The 22,400-nt window shown below is 29.8% G+C and carries 26 protein-coding genes; 17 read left to right on the top strand and 9 right to left on the bottom strand.

Annotated features, from left to right (window positions below; translation table 11 throughout):
* Positions 1 to 25 precede the first annotated feature (25 nt).
* Positions 26 to 634 carry a MarC family protein gene (locus AC5SLZ_RS06550; RefSeq protein WP_028036048.1) on the top strand — a complete coding sequence of 203 codons (609 nt, stop codon included), beginning with the start codon at positions 26 to 28 and terminating at the stop codon, positions 632 to 634.
* On the opposite strand, the gene AC5SLZ_RS06545 is transcribed toward AC5SLZ_RS06550, so the two are convergent.
* Genes AC5SLZ_RS06545 through AC5SLZ_RS06515 form a run of 7 tightly spaced genes read right to left on the bottom strand, consistent with a single transcriptional unit; the run spans position 631 to position 6,029 of the window.
* Positions 631 to 1,773 carry an FAD-binding domain-containing protein gene (locus tag AC5SLZ_RS06545; RefSeq protein ID WP_028036047.1) on the bottom strand — a complete coding sequence of 381 codons (1,143 nt, stop codon included), beginning with the start codon at positions 1,771 to 1,773 and terminating at the stop codon, positions 631 to 633. The two genes, AC5SLZ_RS06550 and AC5SLZ_RS06545, sit on opposite strands and share 4 nt — an antisense overlap.
* 6 nt (positions 1,774 to 1,779) lie before the next feature.
* On the bottom strand, positions 1,780 to 2,160 hold the full coding sequence (locus tag AC5SLZ_RS06540) for a phosphate-starvation-inducible PsiE family protein (RefSeq protein WP_028036046.1): 381 nt from the start codon (positions 2,158 to 2,160) through the stop codon (positions 1,780 to 1,782).
* Positions 2,160 to 2,618, bottom strand: coding sequence for a hypothetical protein (locus tag AC5SLZ_RS06535; RefSeq protein WP_494615491.1), 459 nt, complete (start codon positions 2,616 to 2,618; stop codon positions 2,160 to 2,162). The genes AC5SLZ_RS06540 and AC5SLZ_RS06535 overlap by 1 nt, the downstream gene beginning before the upstream one ends.
* A 54-nt stretch (positions 2,619 to 2,672) precedes the next feature.
* A complete protein-coding gene (locus AC5SLZ_RS06530; protein WP_028036044.1) occupies positions 2,673 to 3,290 on the bottom strand; it encodes a DsbA family oxidoreductase in 618 nt (205 codons plus the stop codon).
* 4 nt (positions 3,291 to 3,294) lie between these two features.
* Positions 3,295 to 4,482 (bottom strand): argininosuccinate synthase, encoded by a 1,188-nt coding sequence (locus AC5SLZ_RS06525; RefSeq protein ID WP_028036043.1) that lies wholly within the window; start codon positions 4,480 to 4,482, stop codon positions 3,295 to 3,297.
* A 6-nt stretch (positions 4,483 to 4,488) separates the two neighbouring features.
* Positions 4,489 to 5,001, bottom strand: coding sequence for an invasion associated locus B family protein (locus AC5SLZ_RS06520; RefSeq protein WP_028036042.1), 513 nt, complete (start codon positions 4,999 to 5,001; stop codon positions 4,489 to 4,491).
* Positions 4,992 to 6,029 carry an aldo/keto reductase gene (locus AC5SLZ_RS06515; RefSeq protein WP_028036041.1) on the bottom strand — a complete coding sequence of 346 codons (1,038 nt, stop codon included), beginning with the start codon at positions 6,027 to 6,029 and terminating at the stop codon, positions 4,992 to 4,994. Before AC5SLZ_RS06515 ends, AC5SLZ_RS06520 begins: the two co-directional genes overlap by 10 nt.
* 84 nt (positions 6,030 to 6,113) lie before the next feature.
* On the opposite strand from AC5SLZ_RS06515, the gene AC5SLZ_RS06510 reads away from it, so the two are divergent.
* Entirely contained in the window at positions 6,114 to 6,875 is a 762-nt protein-coding gene (locus AC5SLZ_RS06510) for a Bax inhibitor-1/YccA family protein (protein WP_494615489.1), read from the top strand.
* A 2-nt stretch (positions 6,876 to 6,877) separates the two neighbouring features.
* Here the strand turns inward: AC5SLZ_RS06510 and AC5SLZ_RS06505 are convergent, their stop codons facing one another.
* The gene (locus AC5SLZ_RS06505; RefSeq protein WP_028036039.1) at positions 6,878 to 7,222 is read right to left on the bottom strand and encodes a DUF2794 domain-containing protein; all 345 of its coding nucleotides are present in this window, start codon (positions 7,220 to 7,222) and stop codon (positions 6,878 to 6,880) included.
* Complete coding sequence (locus AC5SLZ_RS06500) at positions 7,215 to 7,766, bottom strand: septation protein A (RefSeq protein WP_028036038.1); 552 nt, start codon at positions 7,764 to 7,766, stop codon at positions 7,215 to 7,217. The genes AC5SLZ_RS06505 and AC5SLZ_RS06500 overlap by 8 nt, the downstream gene beginning before the upstream one ends.
* Before the next feature lie 87 nt (positions 7,767 to 7,853).
* Here AC5SLZ_RS06500 and hspQ point away from each other — a divergent pair, with 87 nt between their 5' ends.
* The 15 genes from hspQ (at position 7,854) to AC5SLZ_RS06425 (ending at position 22,376) form a co-directional block, all read left to right on the top strand.
* A complete protein-coding gene (gene hspQ / locus AC5SLZ_RS06495; RefSeq protein ID WP_023649273.1) occupies positions 7,854 to 8,174 on the top strand; it encodes a heat shock protein HspQ in 321 nt (106 codons plus the stop codon).
* Between the two features lie 163 nt (positions 8,175 to 8,337).
* A complete protein-coding gene (gene ccmC, locus AC5SLZ_RS06490; RefSeq protein WP_028036037.1) occupies positions 8,338 to 9,045 on the top strand; it encodes a heme ABC transporter permease CcmC in 708 nt (235 codons plus the stop codon).
* Between the two features lie 17 nt (positions 9,046 to 9,062).
* Positions 9,063 to 9,269, top strand: coding sequence for a heme exporter protein CcmD (locus AC5SLZ_RS06485; RefSeq protein ID WP_494615487.1), 207 nt, complete (start codon positions 9,063 to 9,065; stop codon positions 9,267 to 9,269).
* A 10-nt stretch (positions 9,270 to 9,279) separates the two neighbouring features.
* The gene (gene ccmE, locus AC5SLZ_RS06480; protein ID WP_028036035.1) at positions 9,280 to 9,699 is read left to right on the top strand and encodes a cytochrome c maturation protein CcmE; all 420 of its coding nucleotides are present in this window, start codon (positions 9,280 to 9,282) and stop codon (positions 9,697 to 9,699) included.
* 1 nt (position 9,700) lies between these two features.
* Complete coding sequence (locus AC5SLZ_RS06475) at positions 9,701 to 11,575, top strand: heme lyase CcmF/NrfE family subunit (RefSeq protein ID WP_494615486.1); 1,875 nt, start codon at positions 9,701 to 9,703, stop codon at positions 11,573 to 11,575.
* Positions 11,572 to 12,090, top strand: coding sequence for a DsbE family thiol:disulfide interchange protein (locus tag AC5SLZ_RS06470; RefSeq protein WP_494615485.1), 519 nt, complete (start codon positions 11,572 to 11,574; stop codon positions 12,088 to 12,090). The genes AC5SLZ_RS06475 and AC5SLZ_RS06470 overlap by 4 nt, the downstream gene beginning before the upstream one ends.
* On the top strand, positions 12,087 to 12,455 hold the full coding sequence (locus tag AC5SLZ_RS06465; protein ID WP_028036032.1) for a cytochrome c-type biogenesis protein: 369 nt from the start codon (positions 12,087 to 12,089) through the stop codon (positions 12,453 to 12,455). The genes AC5SLZ_RS06470 and AC5SLZ_RS06465 overlap by 4 nt, the downstream gene beginning before the upstream one ends.
* Positions 12,456 to 12,457: 2 nt before the next feature.
* The gene (locus AC5SLZ_RS06460) at positions 12,458 to 13,609 is read left to right on the top strand and encodes an alpha-hydroxy acid oxidase (RefSeq protein WP_028036031.1); all 1,152 of its coding nucleotides are present in this window, start codon (positions 12,458 to 12,460) and stop codon (positions 13,607 to 13,609) included.
* A 20-nt stretch (positions 13,610 to 13,629) separates the two neighbouring features.
* Positions 13,630 to 14,793 (top strand): pyridoxal phosphate-dependent aminotransferase, encoded by a 1,164-nt coding sequence (locus tag AC5SLZ_RS06455; protein ID WP_494615483.1) that lies wholly within the window; start codon positions 13,630 to 13,632, stop codon positions 14,791 to 14,793.
* Between the two features lie 4 nt (positions 14,794 to 14,797).
* Positions 14,798 to 16,294: an FAD-linked oxidase C-terminal domain-containing protein gene (locus tag AC5SLZ_RS06450; RefSeq protein WP_494615482.1), complete on the top strand. Its 1,497-nt coding sequence runs from the start codon at positions 14,798 to 14,800 to the stop codon at positions 16,292 to 16,294.
* Positions 16,260 to 17,528 (top strand): FAD-binding protein, encoded by a 1,269-nt coding sequence (locus AC5SLZ_RS06445; RefSeq protein WP_034412093.1) that lies wholly within the window; start codon positions 16,260 to 16,262, stop codon positions 17,526 to 17,528. Before AC5SLZ_RS06450 ends, AC5SLZ_RS06445 begins: the two co-directional genes overlap by 35 nt.
* Complete coding sequence (glcF, locus tag AC5SLZ_RS06440) at positions 17,528 to 18,823, top strand: glycolate oxidase subunit GlcF (protein ID WP_028036027.1); 1,296 nt, start codon at positions 17,528 to 17,530, stop codon at positions 18,821 to 18,823. Before AC5SLZ_RS06445 ends, glcF begins: the two co-directional genes overlap by 1 nt.
* Before the next feature lie 2 nt (positions 18,824 to 18,825).
* Positions 18,826 to 19,779, top strand: a complete 954-nt coding sequence (locus tag AC5SLZ_RS06435) for a 2-hydroxyacid dehydrogenase (protein ID WP_028036026.1) — start codon at positions 18,826 to 18,828, stop codon at positions 19,777 to 19,779.
* An 11-nt stretch (positions 19,780 to 19,790) separates the two neighbouring features.
* Positions 19,791 to 21,002 (top strand): MFS transporter, encoded by a 1,212-nt coding sequence (locus AC5SLZ_RS06430; RefSeq protein WP_028036025.1) that lies wholly within the window; start codon positions 19,791 to 19,793, stop codon positions 21,000 to 21,002.
* A gap of 216 nt (positions 21,003 to 21,218) precedes the next feature.
* Complete coding sequence (locus AC5SLZ_RS06425; RefSeq protein ID WP_028036024.1) at positions 21,219 to 22,376, top strand: TRAP transporter substrate-binding protein; 1,158 nt, start codon at positions 21,219 to 21,221, stop codon at positions 22,374 to 22,376.
* Positions 22,377 to 22,400: the final 24 nt, after the last annotated feature.

Raw genomic sequence — 22,400 nt, 5'->3', positions numbered from 1 at the left:
CTTTTTAAAGAGATAGATAAACCTGATGTCAGAGATATTTATTCAAACTTTCTTCCTATATTTTATAGTAATTGACCCACTAGGAAATACTCCATTATTTTTGAGTATTACTCAACACATGGAGACAAAACAAAAAATTAAAGTTGCATTTAACGCAACTATAATTGCAACTATCATATTGTTATTTTTTGCGTTACTTGGAAGCTCATTGTTAAGTTATCTACATATTTCTTACCCAGCTTTTACAATAGGAGGAGGAATTATCTTATTAATAATTGCAATAGAGATGTTATTTGACAAGCGTCAGCAAAGGAAAGGAGAAGATATAGATTTAAATTCTGATAATGTGAGTGTATTTCCTTTGGCAACACCTATTATTGCTGGACCAGCAGCTATTACTTCGGTAATTGTTTCTGTTTCAGATATTGGAGCTAATTTTACAAATCAAACAGTAGGAATGTTTTCATTGGTAGTTGTACTATCTATAACTTTTATAATCTTTTTTATAGCTTCAAAGTTTTCTAAAATAATAAATAAAAAAATAATTGGGGTTATCTCAAGAGTGGTAGCTATTATTCTTGTAGGATTAAGTGTTCAGTATATTTTAGACGGTATTAAAACCTTTTTAGCTTAATTAAATTTAGCAATAATTTTTGGAATATAATTTTTAAAGTTAAAAAAACCTTTATTGCAATATTGCCAAGAAAACTGGTCTAACTTTCTATATAAAAATTTGATATTTTTTAAATTATTGTTTTGAATAAAATCAAAATTTTCACCGACAGCTGGATAAAGGGCATAAATATTTTCAACAATATTCTTTAAATCACTAATGTTAATAATCTCACAATTAATTGATTTTTCCTCTAACCTTACTTTTTGATCTTTTAAAAGATCAGCTTTAAATTTTAATACTTTTTCACTTAATCTAATGGCTCTATTTGTATTATTTAAGACTAACAAAATTTTTTTAAATTTATGTTCTTTAAAATCAGAAAATTCAAAAGTCATATTATTTTCAAATACTAATAAAGTTTGACCCTCTAAAATTTCAGAATTTAAAAATTCTTTTTTATTTATTGGATAAGTTTTATCACTGAATATTGGTCTGGCATTTTCATTTAGTTTTATGTTTTTAAATCTATTGTTAGTAAATTTATTTATATTCCATTCACTTGCTAGATAATGTTTACCTTGAGTTTGAACCCCAGCTACCCATCTCCAACTCAGTGTATTTGATGCAGCATCACCATCATAAAGATGTTGCATAAAAAATTCTGCACCTAGCTGCCATGGTAATTCTAGTGTAAATATCCAAATACTAGCAAACCACATTCTAGTATGGTTATGGAGGTAGTTGTTTTCTTTAAGTTCAACCACCCATTGATTGAAGCAGTCTATGTCTGTTTTTCCTTCAATAGCATCTAAATAATTTTGATTATTTTTAAATTGATTTATAACATTATCTAATTCTATTAAATAATCTGACCAAACATTTGGTCTTAGTTCAAGCCAACCTTTCCAGTAAGTTCGCCATAAAACCTCTTGAATAAACTTTTCATTCTTTGCAAATGAAAATTTCTTAAGAGATTTATCAATTACTTCTAATTCATTTATTACTCCGTGTGTTATGTATGGAGATAGACAGGAAATGTTTGATTTATTGCTGGGTCCGAAATCAAAATTTCTTAGTTTAGAATAATCAGTTAAATTTTTTTTTACAAAATTATTTAATTTATCAACGGCCTTTGCCCTTGAGGCCTCAAACATCATACTAAATTATTTAGATTTTTTTCTTTTTAGACCCAATTTATCACTGTGCCTTAATCTTAGAATTACAATTGCAGCCGCAATAAGAACTATTGCAACAGCCTCATAAACTAATGCTGTTGGGTCCATTTCCTTTCCTTGCAGTATTATAAATCTAGCAAGGGCCGTGATAGCAATTAATAGAGGTAGAGTTATGCTGATTGACTGTTGATCCCAAAATACTCTTACCATTGCCAGTACTTCTAAATATAGAAACATTAAAAGCAAATCAGCTAATGTTACCGATTGGTTAAGAAACATATTCTTAATTTCCATACCAACAGCAATTACTGTACTAATTAAAATAATACACATTAATGCAAGTTGTAAATTTTTTGCTATTTTTTCCATTATTTATCCTTACTAAACGGGAGCCATTTTTCAAATACCGATTTAGACGGTCCATCATAAGGAATAGAATAAGAGCTAGGATTAGGGCTAGTCAATACCTCAATTCCTTTAGAGAATACAAAAATGAATACTACGACAAAAACAATTACCATTATTTTAAAAGGGTCAAAGTTTTTAGTTTTAAAAACGCTGCTAGATTTTTCTTCTGCTTTATGAAAATGTTTAAAGGTCATGTATACTGCAAATATTAAACCGATATGTGCAATATAGAGCCCCGCCCAACCAAATGCAAAAGTTGTATAAGAAAAAATATATAAGCTAAAAACTGTTGTCCATATAAAACTTAAAACTAACAAAATTTGCAATCTTACAGATCTTGGCAAAGATCTTAGATCATTCTTGTTGTCATCGAACAAGATATTTGCTGCATCTACCATCCAGTTTTTTAGTGATTCCATAAAACTAAGTTATAATTTTTTAAAATTATAACAATTGTTAAATTGTCCTAAATACTAGTTTAAATTTGCTTTAATAACGTTTTCTAATTGAATTGAGCTTTGAGCGCCTGAAATAAAATCTTTTCCTATCTCAAAAAAAGGAACACCACTGATATTTTTCTCTCTAGCTGTAGATAGTTTCGAATTTACAAGTTCAATATTTTTTTCATTAATAAAATTTTTGAAAATATATTCTTTAATATTATTTTTCTTAGCAACATTAACTAAGATATTGATATCTCCAATATCAAGTCCGTCAATAAAATATGACCGATATATTTCTTCTTTAATTTCATTCTGTAAATTAAATTGTTCACTTAAAATAATTAATAAATGAGAAAGAACAGTATTTGGAGTTTTTTTTATTTTATCTAAATTTAAATTAATACCAGATGCGTTTCCTTTTAATCTCATATTTTCATACATGGGTGCAGCATAATCTTTTCCACCAAATTTTATTTCTAAATATTTATCTCTAGAAATTCCCTCAGTTGGCATATTTGGGTTTAGCTGAAATGGAGTATGCTTGATATCAAACTTTACTTCTGGAAATTTTTTTAAGGCAGTACTCAAATTTCTGTGTCCAATGAAACACCATCCACAAATAGTGTCTGCAAAAACATTTATTTTCATCGATTTAAGAACGAAGCTTTTTTTTATGAAAATTAATAAATCTTTCAACATTTGATTTATTAAATGTCTTATTTTCCTCAAATGAAACTTTTTTCACTGAATATGCAGAACTTTTTGTTTGTCTAGACTCTATAATTACATTTCCTTTATAAAGTTTAAGTCTAACTGATCCATTTACTTTATTCTTTCTAAGATCTACAATTTTTTGAAGCTTAAATCTTTCTTTTGAATACCAATAACCGTTATAAATTAACTCAGCATATCTTGGCATCACCTGATCTTTTTTGTGCATAGTTTCTTTATCAAGAGTAACAGACTCAATTGCCCTATGTGCATACATTAACAATGTACCGCCTGGAGTTTCGTATACCCCTCTAGATTTTATTCCAATAAATCTATTCTCAACCAAATCAACTCTTCCAATTCCATTTTTTCCTCCAAGCTGATTGAGTTTCCCCAATAGTTTTGCAGGAGATAGTTTTTTTCCATTTATTGAAAATGGATCACCATTTTTAAAATTGATAGTTACAAAGCTTGGTTTATTTGGTGCTTTTTCAGGTGAAACGGATCTTTGAAATATGAATTCAGGTGCTGAATTTTTTGGATTTTCTAAAACTTTGCCCTCTGTTGAAGTATGAAATAAATTATCGTCTATTGAAAAAGGAGGGGCTCCTTTTTTATCTTTTGGAATAGATATTTTATGTTTTTTGGCATAATTGATAAGATCTGTTCTAGATTTTAATTTCCAAATTCTCCATGGCGCAATGATTTTTATATTGGGTCCAAAGTAATGATATCCCAATTCAAATCGTACCTGATCATTCCCTTTTCCAGTTGCTCCATGTGAAACTGCATAGGCTTTAAATTTTTTAGCAACTCTAATTTGATCTTTTGCAATAAGTGGTCTTGCTATTGATGTACCCAATAAATAAACACCTTCATAAATTGCGTGACCTCTGATCATTGGATACACATAATCTTTAACAAATGTATCTTTTAAATCTTTTATTATAATATTTTTAACACCAAATTTTTTTGCGTTATTTATAATTTTTTTTCTATCAATTTCTTGCCCAACATCTGCTGTATAACAAATTACTTCTGCATCATAATTTTCTTGAAGCCATTTTAATATTATAGAAGTATCAAGACCCCCAGAATAGGCTAGAACGATTTTCTTTTTTGATTTCATTTATATTTAACTACAAGCTTTTTTTGTAGAATTATAAGCTTTAGTAAATCCTAGTAATGAATAGTGATCAATTGTTTGAGATCCTTTTTGATTATATCCAGTTATCATTATTCGAGATCCTTTTTTCATTCTCTTAATCATTCTGAACTCTATCTTAGTGTCAGCGATCCAAGCAAAACCTTGTTCTTTGATATCAAATTTGAATTTATTTTTTCCTGATTGAGCAACTACTGAGTTATTTTTATTAAATTCATAACCTCCAGTAACACTCACTTCATCAATTATTTTTTCTGTAGGCCTAAAAGCAATAAATAATTTTGCATCTCTCTTATTTGATTTTGGAGCTTGTAAAATGGGAGATGATTGAGCAAAGCATACTTTGCCATTTGTATCAGTTATAACCATTGCCTCCCAATCCTTATATTTTCCAATTTTTTTTATTTCTTCGGCTGTGATTTGGCTGAAGTAGCTAACAAAAAATATTGATACTAATAATAAAGTTTTTTTAATTATGGACATGGATTTGGATAAATTGTTTGAACGTTATTAATTTCTTTAATGACATCATCAGATAATTTTATGTTTACACTTTCTATATTTGTTTTCAACTGCTCCATGGTAGTTGCTCCAATAATAACAGAGGTAACAAAAGGCTGAATTTCTAAAAATTTTAAAGACATTTGAGTTAAATCGAGACCATACTTTTTAGCAATTTCATAATAAGCATCAACTGCTTTTTCTGTATTTGGTTTTGCATATCTGGTCCAAAAATTAGGATCTCTCTCAATTCTAGAATTTTTAGGCAATTGATTGTTTCTATATTTTCCAGATAAATATCCACTAGCTAAAGGTGAGTATGCTAAAAGACCAATTTCATCCCTAATAGACATTTCCGCCAATCCTACTTCATAGGTTCTATTTAATAAGCTGTAAGGATTTTGAATAGACATCATTCTAGGCAAATCTTTTTCTTTAGATAACTCTAAATATTTAGAAACACCCCATGGTGTTTCATTTGATAAACCAATTTCTCTAATTTTTCCTTCATCTACAAACTTTTTAAGGTTACCAAGAACATCTTCAAATTTATTCCATTCACCATTTTCTTTATGTTCATATCCAAGACGACCAAACATGTTTGTATTTCTTTCAGGCCAGTGTAGTTGGTAGAGATCAATATAATCTGTTTGTAATCTTTTTAAGCTGTCATTAACTGCTTCGGTCATCTTATCTATACCATAATTATTTCCACCACCTCTCAAGTAAGCTCTCATGGGACCGGCAACTTTTGATGCCAGAATAACCTTGTCTCTCTTTTTTGATTTTTTGAACCAGTTACCAATTATGATTTCAGTATGACCATAAGTTTCCTCTCTTGGAGGAACAGCGTATAGTTCAGCTGTATCCCAAAAATTAACACCTTGGTCTAAAGCGTAATCCATTTGTTCAAAACCCTCTTCTTGAGTGTTTTGCTCACCCCAGGTCATGGTACCGAGACAAATTGTACTTACATTAAGATTGGTATTACCTAATTTTTTATAATTCATAGTGGTTTTATGTTTAATTTCGATATTTTTAATCTTTTAAGGTATCTTGAATAATTAGTAAAAGACTATTATATAATAATCATTATGGAATTTAACAAAAACAGAATTTTAAATAGAGCTAAAGCAGCTCAACAGTCAACAGTTGTAATGGATGAAGGCTTAAGAGCCTATATGTTAAAAGTTTATAATTACATGGCAACTGGAATTTTATTAACAGGAATAGTTGCACTTCTAACATTTAAAATGTCAGTGGTGACAAATGATGCTGGATCTATAGTTGGTCTAACATCAGTGGGTAATGCAATTTATATGTCTGGATTAAAATGGTTGGTTATGTTGGCACCTTTAGGAATAGTTTTTTACATGAGTTTTGGAATTAATAAAATGAGTGCTTCAAAAGCTCAAATAACTTTTTGGATTTTTGCGGGATTAATGGGCTTATCATTATCTTCGATTTTATTAGTATACACTGGTATGAGCGTAACAAGAGTTTTCTTTATATGTTCAGCAACTTTTGGTGCAATGAGTATTTATGGTTACACAACTAAAAGAGATTTAACAAAATTAGGTTCATTTTTAATGATGGGCTTAATTGGAATAATTATTGCTTCAATAGTTAATATATTTTTGAAATCTTCAATGATGTATTTTGTGATATCAATCTTAGGTGTTTTAATTTTTGTTGGTTTAACTGCTTATGACACTCAAAAAATTAAAAATATGTATGCCGCAAGTGATACGGGTGAGATCATGGGAAAAAAAGCTGTGATGGGTGCTCTTACACTTTACTTGGACTTCATAAACTTATTTATAATGTTGTTAAGATTGTTCGGACAAAGAAGATAATTTTATTTTTGTAATTTTTTCCAATTAGTATTCTTTAATAATAACTTAAGGTCAAAAGAGTTTTTTAAAATTTTTCCATTGGTATCTGTTATTAAATATTTAAGATTTTTATTTTTAGGCTTAAAGTTTTTACAAATTTTATATAAAGCATTTTCTGCAGCATTTTTAAAAACACTAAAGCTAACCTGTTTACTTGAGATACTTAAGCCATAATCTTTCCATGATCCTTCTGAGACCATTTTTGCATATAAATCTAAAATAATCTTAAGCTCATCTCTTTCAAAAAATTGTCTTTCTTCTATTTGTTTATGAGGATTATTGACTACTAGTTTTAAATTACTAGGCATCAATTTTATGTTTGTTAATTAATGGAATCTGAAAACCTGTAAAAATAATGGTTATTGGCAGCATTCCCCAGACTTTGAAGTTAACCCAGAACTCTTCTGTTTGCGTTCTCCAAATACATTCATTTAATATCGCTAGACCAAAGAAAAAAAACATCCATCTTTTATTTAATAATTCCCAACCAATATCAGTCAATGGAATTGATTTACCCATAATTTTTTTTAACACAGGTTCATTGGTAAAATACTTTCCAAAAAATAAAGCTAAAGCAAACAAAATATTAATAATTGTTGGCTTAACATAAATAAATATAGGATCATTGAAATAAATTGTTAGTCCACCAAAAAATGTGATTAAGATACCACTTATTAGCGGCATCATTGGAATTTTTTTTTCAAAAAACCAAACAACAATTAACGCAATTAAAGTTGCAACTATAAGTGGAGGAATAGCAACTGATAAATTTTTATCACTATTGTAGTAATAGAAAAAAAATATAGCTAATGGTCCAAAATCTGTAACAAATTTTAAAAAAGATTTATTCACTTAAAAGATATTAGCATATTTGCCACATCACAAAACATTAATATTTTAAGCATTGATTTTTATTTTTAAATACCCATACTAATAGCTATGCCAATTCAAAAAGCTAAATTCTCTATTGGAGATATTGTAAAACACAAGCACTTCGAGTTTAGAGGTGTAATCTATGATGTAGATTTTGAATTTAATAATTCCGAAGAATGGTATCAATCCATTCCAAAGAATGTGAGACCCAGAAAAGATCAGCCTTTTTACCATTTGTTAGCAGAAAATGACGAAATAACTTATGAAGCTTATGTTTCAGAACAAAATCTTCTTATGGATGACTCTGATGAACCAATAAAACATCCTCTAATTGAAGAGATTTTCTCAGGTAAAAAAGGCTCTAGTTATTTTAAGATGTCTAATTAAATCAATCATTTTTCAAACACATTTAGTTCAAATCAAAGCCATATAAATTCATTAACATTTCATTATATTCTGATCAAGGATGTTAAATTTTAATTTTAAGTTATTATCTCCCTCTGCATTCTTGATCGGAAATCCTTTTCATAATAAACATGATTAATTAAATATGTTTAAACTTTTTCATCCAAATAAAATTTTCCGAATAACATCTAAAGCCCCAAAATATATTTTATTTTTATTTGTTGTTGTGCTTTCTGTGGGGTTAACCGAGGCACTAATTTTGTCCCCTGAAGATTATAAACAAAGTGATGCTGTGAGAATTATGTATGTTCATGTTCCAGCAGCTTGGATTTCCCTAGGTATTTTTTCATCTATAACTTTATTATCAATTAGTGGATTTGTTTTTAAAAATAAAAACCTTTTTCTAATTTCTAAAAGTCTAGCTCCCTCAGGATTTGTTTTTAATATTATTGCGTTAGTTACAGGGGCTATTTGGGGAAAACCAACATGGGGAACTTGGTGGGCATGGGATGCTAGAATTACTTCAATGTTAATCTTAGCATTATTTTATGCAATGTATTTAATTTCATGGAGAATTTACAGAAGTGAAGAAAAAGTTTTTAAGATCACAACTTTTATTACAATACTGGGCATAGTTAATATTCCTATTATCAAATACTCAGTAGACTGGTGGAACACGCTTCATCAACCAGCATCAATCAATATTTTATCAAAAAGTTCAATTCATTCATCTATGCTTTTTCCTTTGTTAATAATGACTGCGGCATTTGCTCTTTTTTCATTGCTAATTTTCTTAATGAAATATAATACAGAAATGATAAAAATTAAAAATAAAGGCTTAGATAGACTATGATAAATGAACTACTTTTTATGAACGGATACGGAATTTATGTATTCTCTGCTTTCATATTTACGCTTTTGAGTTTTGCATCTCTGTATCTTGTTACAAAAACTCAATTTGTTAAAGAACAAAACAAATTTGTTGCTAAGTTTGGATCACTTAATACAGACAAAGCTAAATCTGCAAAAACACAAAGAATTAATAAAGAAATTTTAGCCAACGCCTCAAATAATTAACTTTTAAGCCATGTATGGTCGCAAAGTTAAATTAAGATTTTTATTCATTATAATAATTTTAATTACTTTAATATTAACTGTTTTTTTGATTTTAAAATCACTTGAAGAAAATGTCGTTTATTTCCAATCTCCGTCTGAAATTAATTCATCTGCAGAGTTAAATAAAAATAAAATTAGAATTGGAGGTATGGTTAAAAAAAATTCTATTTCTGTAAACGCCAATGAAATTACCTTCATAATTACAGATTTTAAAAATGAAATAAATGTTACTTATACAGGTGCAATACCAAATCTTTTTGAAGAAGAAAAAGGAGTGGTAGCAGAGGGAACTTTGAAAGATAGAAATTTTTTTTCAGCCTCAAAAATTTTAGCAAAGCACGATGAAAATTATATGCCACCAGAAGTAAAAGCGGCATTAGGGGAGAAATAAATTGCTTTATAGCACTATTGGACATTATTCATTAATTTTAGGCTTGGGTGTGAGTTTGCTTATTGTTTTCTCTTCAGTTAAAAATTTTCAAAATTCTAAAACTGTAGGTATAAATATTTTATCGTTTACATTTTTACAATTTTTTTTTGTTGTAGTTAGCTTCTTTAGCTTAATTATCTCTTTTGTATTATCTGATTTTAGTAATGAGACAGTTTTTAATAATTCACACACCACAAAACCTTTCTTTTATAAAGTAGCTGGTACCTGGGGAAATCATGAGGGTAGTTTATTATTATGGTTGCTTGTACTTACACTGTTTATTTTTATCTTTATTTTAAAAACTAAAAATCAACCTACAAAATATAAGCTTTTAACTTTAATATTTCAGCAAATAATAATTATAGGTTTTTTCCTTTTTTTAATTGAGACATCAAACCCATTCAATTATCTTTTTCCATCTCCAGATGAAGGCTTGGGTCTTAATCCAATATTGCAAGACCCAGCTTTAGCGATACATCCTCCAATTTTATATTTAGGCTATGTTGGTTCATCAATTATATTTTCATCTGCTTTAGCGGCAACAAGTCTTAATCTGGTTTCTAGAAAATGGGCATCTCATATCAAAAAATGGATACTCATTTCTTGGTTTTTTTTAACCCTTGGAATTTTGTTGGGATCTATTTGGGCTTACTATGAATTGGGATGGGGAGGTTTTTGGTTTTGGGATCCAGTTGAAAATGTTTCTTTAATGCCATGGCTTGCTTTAACTACCCTTTTACATTGCATACTAGTTCTAGAAAGAAAATCAATTTTATCTTCATGGGTAATAATTCTTTCAATAGCAACATTCACTTTAAGCATGTGTGGAACATTTTTAGTTAGATCGGGTATATTAAATTCAGTACACACATTTGCAAACGATCCAGAAAGAGGATTATTTATTCTAATTTTTTTATTTATTCTAATATTTCTATCTTTGTTTGTTTTTTTCTTTTTTCATAAAAATGAACAAAAAGTTTCTCATAGATTTTTTTGGTTAAGTAAAGAAACTTCAATTTTAATTAATAATTGGTTTATGATGTATTTTTTATCAGTTGTACTTATAGGAACAGTATATCCAATATTTCTTGATGTGATAACTTCTAAAAAAATATCAGTTGGGCCTCCGTTTTATAATAAATTATTGGTCCCATTTTTAATACCATTTTTGTTGATGATGGCTGTAGGTCCAAGGCTGAAATGGATTAAATCTCAATTAGAAGGCAAAATATATCTAATTACTTTATTAATCATTTCTATTTTATTGGCTTACCTAATTCTTAAAAATTTTAACCAAAATATTTTAATTAATACTGTTTTGGTATCGAGTGCATTTTATTTATTTTTTATTTCTTCAAGGGATTTTTTTTCTGATAAACTTAAAAATATTTCTCAAAATATTGCTCACTTTGGATTTAGTTTATTTATTTTAAGCATCTTATTTAATAATATTTTTTCAAGTGAAATAATTACAAATTTAAAAGTTGGAGAAACATTTGAAAACTCTGAGACCAAAATATTTTTTGAAAGTCTAAATCAAAAACAAGAAGCAAACTACAAATCTATTATAGCAAACTTTAATATTCAGAATTCAAACGGAGATATAGATAAATTTTCACCAGAACTAAGAATTTACAATCAACCAATAATTGTAACCAGTGAAGCTGATATCCAAACAAGTCTTATGAAAGATAAGTTCATTGTAATCAATTTAGTTCAGAATCAAAAATTTTTTAACGTTAGGTATCAAGAGAAACCTTTTATGTTATGGATTTGGTTATCAGTAATGCTGATAGCAATAGGAGGTTTATCAAGCCTTTTGAAAAGAAGATTATGAAAAAAAAATTATTACTTTTTTTGGTTATCTTAATCTTTGGAATTATTTTTATTATTTTTTATAAAGGTTTAGATGATACAAATATCTATACCCCCAACCTAAACGTGAAAAAAAATATACCAACATTTAATTCAAAAGATTTTTATTCTGATATTAGCTTAAAATCAGAAGATTTTTTTGAACCTGATAAAATTTATTTATTAAATATCTGGTCTTCCTGGTGTGTGCCATGTCGACAAGAACATCCTCTATTAATGATGTTAGCACAAAATGATAAAATAAACATTATTGGATTAAATTATAAAGATAATAAAAAAAATGCTGTAAATTTTTTACAAGAGCTAGGAAATCCCTATAAAAAAATATTTATCGATTTAGATGGTACCAAGGCAATAGAATGGGGAGCTTATGGAGTTCCCGAGTCATTTTTGATTTATAATAATAAAATTATTAAAAAATATATTGGACCTTTAAATCAAAATTTAATTAACGAAATGAAACAATTAATAAAATGAGTATTTTAAAAGTATTTTTAATTATTTTTTTCTTATTTAATTTAAATACTGTAAAAGCAGATAATCAAGAGAAAATAAATCAAATAACAAAAAATTTACGATGTTTAGTCTGTCAAGGACAATCTGTTTATGATTCAGATTCTGAATTTGCTAATAGTTTAAAAACTCTTGTTAAACAAAGACTTGATGAAGGATTATCAGAAAATCAAATTTATGATTATTTGAAAATAAAATATGGTGAATGGATTTTGTACGATCCTGAACTAAACAAAAATACATTAATATTATGGTTGCTGCCCATATTGATATTTTTAACAGGAGGTGCAATAATATTTAAAAAATTTTTTTTAAATATTAGAAAGTAATTATGAATTTAAAAGACTGTTATAATTTTAATGATTTTAGAAAACTAGCAAAAAAAAGATTACCATCACCTATCTTTCATTATATTGATGGTGGTGCTGATGATGAAGCTACTCTAAAAAGAAATACTGATGCTTTTAACGATTGTGACCTAATTCCCAATGTATTAGCCAGTGTTGGCAAACCAGATTTATCAACGACAGTTTTTGGTAAAAAAATTGATATGCCAATATTTTTATCTCCAACTGCTATGCAAAGACTTTATCATCATGATGGTGATAAAGCTTCAGCTCGTGCAGCTGAAAAGTTTGGAACTTTTTATAGTATGTCTACAATGGCTAACAACACAATTGAAGAAATTGCAGATATTTCAAAAGGACCAAAATTATTTCAACTTTATGTTCATAAAGATCAATCAATCACGGATGATTTAATTGAAAGATGTAGAGTATCTGGTTACGATGGAATGTGTCTGACTGTCGATACTTTAGTTGCTGGAAATAGAGAAAGAGATCACAGAACAGGTTTTACCACTCCTCCAAAACTCACACTTCAAAGCCTAATGAGTTTTGCAATGAGACCTGAATGGGTTTTTAATTATTTCACACATAAAAAATTTGAATTATCTAATGTTGCAAAGAAAACAGATAAAGGAACTAATATTGCAAAGTCAGTAATTGAATATATTAATGAACAATATGATCCTGCTATGAATTGGAAAGATGCAGAATATTGTGTAAAAAAATGGAATAAACCATTTGCTTTAAAAGGTGTTATGTCAGTTGAAGATGCAAAAAGAGCAATTGATATTGGTTGTACTGCTATCATGATTTCTAATCATGGAGGAAGACAATTGGATGGCTCAAGATCTCCGTTTGATCAAGTGAAAGAAATTTCCGATGCAGTTGGTGATAAGCTTGAAATTATTTTAGATGGAGGAATTAGAAGAGGAACGCACGTTTTAAAAGCATTAGCTGCTGGTGCGACTGCATGTAGCTTTGGTAAAATGTTCTTATTTTCATTAGGTGCAGGAGGTCAACCAGGTGTTGAACGTCTTTTGCAGAATATGCATGATGAAATAAATCGAAATATGGTATTAATGGGGTGTAAAAATATTAAAGAATTAAATAGAACAAAACTAATTTATAGAAAATAACTTATAAGGAGAAATAGAATATGAAATTAGCAGAAAGTCTTAATCGTTTGGGAACAGAATCAGCATTTAGTGTTTTAGCGGAAGCTAAAAAATTAGAAGCAGCAGGAAACCCAATGATACATTTGGGACTTGGTCAGCCTGATTTCAAAACTCCGAAACATGTAGTTGAGGCCGCTAAAAAAGCTTTAGACGACGGACACCATGGGTATGTTTTATCTAATGGGATTCTAGAGTGTAGGCAAGCCGTAACAAGGTGGATAAAAAAACGTTACAACGCTGAGGTAGATGCCGAAAGAATTACAATTATGCCAGGTGGAAAGCCTACGATGCACTATGCTATACAATGCTTTGGAGAGCCTGGAGCAGAAATTATTCATCCAACACCAGCATTTCCAATTTACGAGTCTATGATTAATTATACTGGATCTACAGCTGTTCCTTATGATTTAACAGAAGACAAAGATTTAAAATTTAGTGCAGATAAAATTTTATCTTTAATAACGGACAAAACTAGATTGTTGATTTTGATTAATCCAAACAATCCAACTGGAAGTTTTGTTGAAAAGTCTGAAATAGATAAATTAGCTGAAGGACTAAAAAAACACCCACACGTCACGATTTTAAGTGATGAAATTTATAGTCGGCAAATTTTTGATGATAAAGAAATGCCAACTTTTTTCAATTACCCAGAACTAAGAGATAGATTAATTGTTTTAGAGGGTTGGAGTAAGGCTTATTCTATGACTGGCTGGAGATTAGGCTGGAGTTTTTGGCCAGAAAATTTAATTGAACATGTAAATAAATTATTAATTAATAGTGTCTCGTGCGTTAATGCAGCCGCTCAGTTTGCAGGCATTGCTGCTTTAGATGGACCAGACGACTCTATTAATCAAATGATGGAAAAATTTATTCAAAGAAGAAAACTAATTCATGAAGGACTAAATAGTTTACCAGGTATAGAATGTAGTTTGCCTGGCGGAGCATTCTATGCTTTTCCTAAAGTAATAGGCACTGGAATGGATGGTTCAGAATTTTGTAAAAGAGCAATGCATGAAGCTGGAGTTGCGATAGTACCAGGAACTGCTTTTGGTAAAACTTCTAAAGATTATGTGAGATTTAGTTTTGCGGCTTCTCAAGATAATATTTCTAATGCATTAGAAAATATTAAAAAAATGCTGGGCTAAGATTATGACAGAGCTAGCGCTACCTAAAGTTGATAAAAAAATAATTGAGCGCAAAGAAGAAATTGTAAAAAATTTATCAAAAATTTCAGGATCAGATAATGTGTTAAGTCATCCCGATGAAGTAAAACCTTATGAAACGGATGCACTTGCAGCTTATACGCAAACTCCATTATCAGTAATTTTACCAAAAGATACAAATGAAGTTAGTCAGATATTAAAGTATTGTCATAAAGAAAATGTTAAAGTGATACCTAGAGGTGCTGGTACAGGTTTATCAGGTGGTGCATTACCATTACAAGATGCCGTCATATTGGGCTTAGGCAAATTCAATAAAATTTTAAATATTGATTATGAGAATAAATGTGTTGTAACCCAACCAGGTGTAACTAATTTAGGAATAACTCATGCGGTACAGCATAAAGGATTTTACTATGCTCCTGATCCATCAAGTCAATTAGCTTGCTCTATAGGTGGTAATGTTGCTGAGAACTCTGGTGGAGTTCATTCACTTAAATATGGAACGACTACTAATAATATTTTAGGTGTTGAGATGGTTTTAATGGACGGAACTATATGTAGATTTGGTGGAAAGACATTGGATCAAGAAGGCTATGATTTAATGGGCTTAATCTGTGGATCTGAAGGATTGCTTGGAGTTGTGACAGAGGTAACTGTTAAAATTTTAAAAAAGCCACAAGTAGTTAAAGCAGCATTGATTGGGTTTCCAACAATTGAAGAAGGAGGGAATGCTGCATCAGATATTATATCTAATGGGATTGTTCCAGCAGGTATGGAAATCATGGATAAAGCTTTAATTGAAGCAACAGATAATTTTAGTAAAGCAGGGTATCCTCGTGATGCTGAGTTATTGTTAATAGTTGAGCTTGATGGAACAGAGTCAGAAGTAAATGAACTGTTGAAAAAAGTTAGTGAAATTTCAAAAAAAAATAATTGCTCTAGTCTTAAATTAAGTAAAAATGAGGAAGAGAGACTAAAATTTTGGGCTGGTAGAAAAGCAGCTTTTCCAGCTTGTGGAGCAATGGCACCAGATTACTATTGTATGGATGGTGTTATACCAAGAGGAAAACTTGCAGAGGCTTTACTAGAAATTAAAAAATTATCTAAAAAATATAATTTATTAGTAGCTAATTGTTTTCATGCAGGAGATGGAAACTTGCATCCATTAATAATGTTTGATGGAAGTGATAAAGAACAATTAAGAAAAACGGAAGAGTTTGGAGCAGAAATTCTTAAACTTTGTGTAAAATTGGGTGGAGTTATAACCGGAGAGCATGGAGTTGGTATAGAAAAAAGAGAACTAATGTGTGAAATGTTTAATGACAGAGATATTCAACAACAATTAGATATCAAAAAATCATTAGATGAAAAAAATTTATTAAATCCAGGAAAAGTTTATCCTATTTTAAGAAAATGCGCAGAGGAAGGAAGGGTTCATATCCACAAAAATGAAAATAAATTCCCAGATCTTCCAAGATTCTAACAATACTTACTTTCCAAAAACAGAAGAAGAAGTATCTAATTTAATTAAAGAATTTTATAAAAAAAATCTTCCCACAGAAATTGTTGGAACTAATACTAAAAGTTTTATTGGAAACAAAACTCAAGCATCAAATAAAATTTCACTCTCAAAATTATCAGGTATCATCGATTATTTTCCTGAGGAATTGTATATAAAAGTAAAAGCTGGCACGCCATTAGAAGATGTTGAAAAAGCCTTAGAAAAAAACAATCAAGAGTTAGCTTTTGAACCTATTGATTTAGGTTTTATTGAAAATGGAAAAACCAACAAAGGTACTGTTGCAGGTTGTTTGTCATGTAACTATGCTGGATCAAGAAGATTTAAAGTTGGAAGTGTTAGAGATCATGTTTTAGGATTCCAAGGAATTAATGGTAAAGGAGAAATTATTAAATCTGGGGGAACAGTTGTAAAAAATGTGACTGGTTATGATCTTTCAAAATTAATTACAGGTTCTTTTGGAACATTAAGTATCTTAACTGAAATTACGCTTAAAGTTTTACCAAAGAAAAAATTTTCTAATACAATTGTAATTGATGTTGAAGATCATAAAAAAATTTATGATTTATTTAATCAAATATCAGGCTCAAGTAGTGAAGTTTCGGGAGCTGTGTTTATTCCTAACGAGCCAGAGGATAAGAATTATAAAAAAAATAGAGATCAGATATTTAAATTTAATGATTTAGATTTTAAAGGTCCATTTTTAGCATTTAGAATTGAAGGAGATAAAATTTCTATTAACGAAAAAATAAAATCACTTACAGAAGAATTGCAATTAAACACTTTTAGGACTTTCTTGTTAGATAGCTATCAATCAGATCCATTTTGGAAAAAAATAAATAATCTGGAGCTATTTGAGAAGACAGAAAACAATTTGTTAAGAATAGTTATCGAGCCTTCTAATGGATCAAAAATGATGAAATATATTAATAACAAATTTAAGTATTATATTGATTGGTGTGGCTCGTTGTTTTGGATTGAGGTCCCAGCAAAAAAAAATATGAAAGTAAAAGAGATTAAAAAGATGGCAATAGAATTTGGAGGATACTTAACAATTATTAAAACCTCACCTGATTATGATTATGATGAAACCATTTTTACTGTTGATGATGTGAGATTAATGATTTCTAAAAAAATTAAAGAAAGTTTTGATCCAAAAAGAATTTTAAACCCAGGAAAGATGTATAGAGGAGTTTAATGCAAACAAATTTTTCAAAAAAACAATTAGAAAATAAAGATAATTTAGCTACTGAAAAAATTTTTAAACAATGTGTTCATTGTGGTATGTGCAATGCAACATGTCCTACTCACCAGCTACTTGGGGATGAGCTTGATGGACCAAGAGGAAGAATTTATTTAATTAAAGACATGTTGGAAAATAATAAAAAACCAACAGACAAAGTTGTTAAACATATTGATAGATGTCTTTCATGTTATAGTTGTATGACGACATGCCCCGCAGGTGTAAACTATATGCATATTATTGATCATGGAAAAAAATATATTGAAAAAAATTATGAAAGATCTTTTTTTGATAAGTTAATAAGACATTTTTTATCAATTACTCTTCCCAATACAAAAATTTTTAAACTATCAAGTTTTCTGGTAAAATTGATTAAACCTTTTAAATTTTTAATGCCATCAAAAATAAAAGATATGATGGATTTAATGCCAACACATTTTCCCAAAAAACAACTTGAAAACAAAGAAATTTACAAAGTTAAAGGAAAAAAAAGAATTGCAAGAGTTGCACTATTAACTGGCTGTGTTCAAAAAGAAATTTCACCGCAAATTAATGAGTCAACTATTAGACTACTTAATAGACATGGTGTTGAAGTAGTAGTTCCAAAAAAAATTCGATGTTGTGGATCTTTAAATCATCATTTAGGAAAAGAGGATGATGCTCACCAAGACTTTAAAAATAATATTAATACTTGGTATGACGAACATCAAAAAGGCAATTTAGATGCAATTTTATCTAACACCTCTGGTTGTGGAACTACAATGAAAGATTATGGATTTATCTTTAGAGATGATAAGGAATTAAGTAAAAAAGCAAAAGTTATTTCTGAGTTAACTAGAGATATTTCGGAATATATTTTTGAAAGTTTAAAGTTAGATATCAGGGAAAAAAATAAAAAATACAAAGTTGCATACCATTCAGCATGTTCTATGCAGCATGGTCAAAAAGTTCATTCGCAACCAATTGCACTTTTAGAAAAAACAAATAATGAAATCCTTGAAATTCCAGAAGGTCATATTTGCTGTGGTTCAGCTGGAACTTATAATATTTTACAATCAGAAATAGCTAAACAATTATTGACTAAAAAAGTAGATAATATTGAAAGTTTGAAACCCGATTTTATTTCTACAGGAAATATTGGTTGTATTACCCAAATTTCCCATGGTACAAAAGTTCCAATTGTACACACAATCGAAGTTCTAGATTGGTATACAGGAGGTCCAAAACCAGAGGTGTTACAGAGGAATTAACTATGAAAAAGATACTAGTTACAAGAAGGTTACTTAAAGATTGTGAAGATAAAGCATCAAATATTTTTGATGCAAAACTTAATGCAAACGATGAACTTTACTCTCAAACAAAATTAATTGAACTTAGTCAAGGATGTGATGCAGTGCTTACATCTTTAACAGATAAAATGGATGAGGGTACAATCAATAAACTTCCAGAGACAGTTAAAGTAATTTCAAACTTCGCAGTTGGTTTTGGAAACATAGATCTAGAAGCTGCAAAAAAAAGAGGTATTGCTGTAACAAATACTCCTGAAGTTTTATCAGATGCAACAGCTGAAATTGGAATACTTCTTATTCTAGGAGCTTGTAGAAGGGCAGCTGAAGGAATCGAGGCAGCAAAAGAAAGTAATTGGAAATGGTCTGCGGATTATTTAATTGGAAAACAATTAACAGGTACAAGACTTGGTATTTTAGGAATGGGAAGAATTGGGCAAAAAATTGCAAAAATTGCAAAATCGCTTGGAATGGTTATTCATTATCATAATCGTTCTAAATTGAACGAAGAAAAAGAACAGGGTGCTATTTATCATGATAGTCTAAAAGGTCTTTTTTCAGTATCAGATGTTTTGTCAATTTGTTGTCCAGCTACAAAAGAAACTGTCAATTTAATTAATAAAGAGACAGTAGAATATTTTCCAAAAGGAGCGGTAATTACTAATGTTGCTCGAGGAGATATTGTTGATGATGAAGCATTAATTGATGCATTAAATAGAAGAAAAATTTATGCAGCTGGCTTAGATGTCTATAAAGGTGAACCTAATTTAAATCCAGGTTATTTAAAAATCAAAAGTGCATTTATTTTACCTCATCTTGGAAGTGCTACTAAAGATACCAGAACCGCAATGGCTAATTTGGCAATAGACAATATTGATGAATTTTTCAACACTGGTAATTGCAAAAATAAAGTAAATTAAATCTTTAATTTATGAACAAACCTGTACTAGCTAAATCAAAAGCTATTACAATATTTTTAGTATTTGCTTTAGGCTATTTTATTTCAACTTTACTTAGAGCAATTACAGCAACCATTTCACCAGAATTGGTTTCAGAATTTAATCTTACTTCAGGTGAGCTAGGACTTCTTGGGGGAGGATATTTTTTAGGATTTGCAAGTGTACAAATTCCATTGGGATATTTATTGGATTCTAAAGGGCCTAGAAAAATAGTTTCTTATTTTTTATCTCTATCAATAATTGGCTTAATTTTATTTTCATTAGCTCAAAACTTAACGATGCTTTTAATTTCAAGAATATTAATTGGTGTTGGTGTTGGCGCATGTTTGATGGGTCCTTTAACTGCTTATAGGATTTGGTTTCAAGATGAAACACAGCAACGCGCAAATTCATGGATGTTAATGGTTGGAGCTATAGGAATGCTCTCATCTAGTTTACCTGTTCAGTTTTTTTTACCAATTATAGGTTGGAGGGCAATATTTTTATCTTTAGCACTACTTACATTGGCTTGTATAATTTTAATAATAATCTTTATTCCTAAATGGCACTCTAAAAGTGTTGATAATAAACAATTAGCTGAAAGTAGATTAAGTACAGTTTGGACAAACCCTTTATTTCTAAGTTTAGTGCCTATGGGTTTTTTTACCTATGGAGGTTTGTTTGCAATCCAAACACTATGGGCTGGACCGTGGATGATAAGAGTTTCAGGTTATACTCCACAAGAGAGTGCAAATGGACTTTTTTTGATTTATTTTGCTATGCTTGTTTCATTTTTGTGCTGGGGTTACTTCGTTCCAAAATTTTCAAAAAATATAAATGATGCAATTAGATTGTTAAAATTTGGTGCACCAATAAGTTTAATTGTACTTGCGGTAATTATTTATTTAGGCCCTAAAGCTGGGTCCATTCATTGGGCAATATTTATAGTAAGTTCTATATTTTTATCTTTAACTCAGCCAGCGGTTGGTATGGCGTTCTCCTTGTCTAATGCAGGTAAAGCTCTAACTTCTTTTAACTTGTTAATTTTTATTGGAGCATTTTTTATGCAATGGATTATTGGATTGATTATTGATGCAGGAATGAGTCTAAACTTTACAGAAATAATTTCATTTAAATTAGCAATGTTATTTGTACTTATAACATCTTTATTATCTTACTTATTTTTTATAATGAAATTAAAGTAAATGAATTATCTTAGATGTTTATAAATAGTTGTTCTTGATACACCAAGTTTTCTTGAAGCTACTGAGATATTATATGAAAATGATAAATTAATTTAATAGTACCACCTAGGATTGTATAATAAGGCTATAAGTGCCAATCTGCGCACCTATTTAGAAAGACTCTAATTAAATTTTGTGCTTAAATTAAGCAGTTAATTAACAACTATAGGAGTAATAATGATTAAAGAAAAGAAATCATTGAAGGCTAACAAAACACCTTCAAGACGTAAGTTCTTCAAAGCAGCAGCAGCAACAGGTGCAGCAGCAGCAACAGCTGTAGCAATGCCAAATGTAGCTTTTGGTGCTCCATTAACTTTAAAGATGCAAGCAGCTTGGCCTTCTGGCGCTAACATCTTTTTTGAAATGGCAGGAGATTACGCAAAAATGGTTAGCGATATGTCAGGAGGAGAACTAAAAATTGATCTTCAGCCTGTTGGCGCAATTGTAAAAACTTCAGAAATTGGACAAGCAGTAAGTTCAGGTGTAGTTGATATGGGTCACTGGGTGACTGCATATTGGTATGGAAAAAATGCTGCAGCTTCACTTTTTGGAACTGGTCCTTCATACGGAATGTCATCTCAAGAAGTTATGGGATGGATGGAGTATGGTGGAGGAAGAAAATTATATGAAGAAGCAGTAGCTAGTGTTGGATTTAACTACACTGGATTCTTTCATATGCCTATGCCAGCTCAACCATTTGGTTGGTTTAAAAAGAATGTAACAAAAGTATCTGATGTTAAAGGTATGAAGTATAGAACAGTTGGTCTAGCGACTAACGTTTTAACTGCTATGGGAATGGTTGTAAGACAATTACCAGGTGGTGAGATTCAACCAGCTATGAAAACTGGTTTGATTGATGCTGCAGAGTTTAACAACCCTACATCAGACTCACAGTTTGGAATGCAAGATGTCTCTAAACACTATCACTTAGGAAGTTTCCACCAATCTCAGGAGATGTTTGAAATTCCTATGAACACTAAGAGACTAAAAAGCCTTTCACCTGCTCACCAAGCTATCTTGAGAAATGCTGCATATGCTGCAAACTCAGATAACTACTTCAAAGCACTAGTTAGATATTCAACTGACTTAGCTAAATTGATGAATGAGCATAAGGTAAATGTTTACCAAACATCTGATGCTATTTTAGCTGAACAGTTAAAAGGCTGGGATAAAATCGTTGGTGAGTTCTCTGCAAAAGATGCTTTCTTTAAGAAGGTAGTAGACTCACAAAAAGCATACGCTAAAAGAACAATGAAGTATCTGTTGATGAATCAACCGAACTACAAATTAGCTTATGAAAACGAGTTTGGTCCAATTGCAAAAGTTAAAATTTAATTAACTTTAAATAAGTTTAGAAGA

It is taken from the genome of Candidatus Pelagibacter sp. PS_06 (assembly GCF_059418045.1).
Note: the sequence above shows the minus strand (reverse complement) of the source record. Positions and strands in the feature narration are given on the sequence as shown.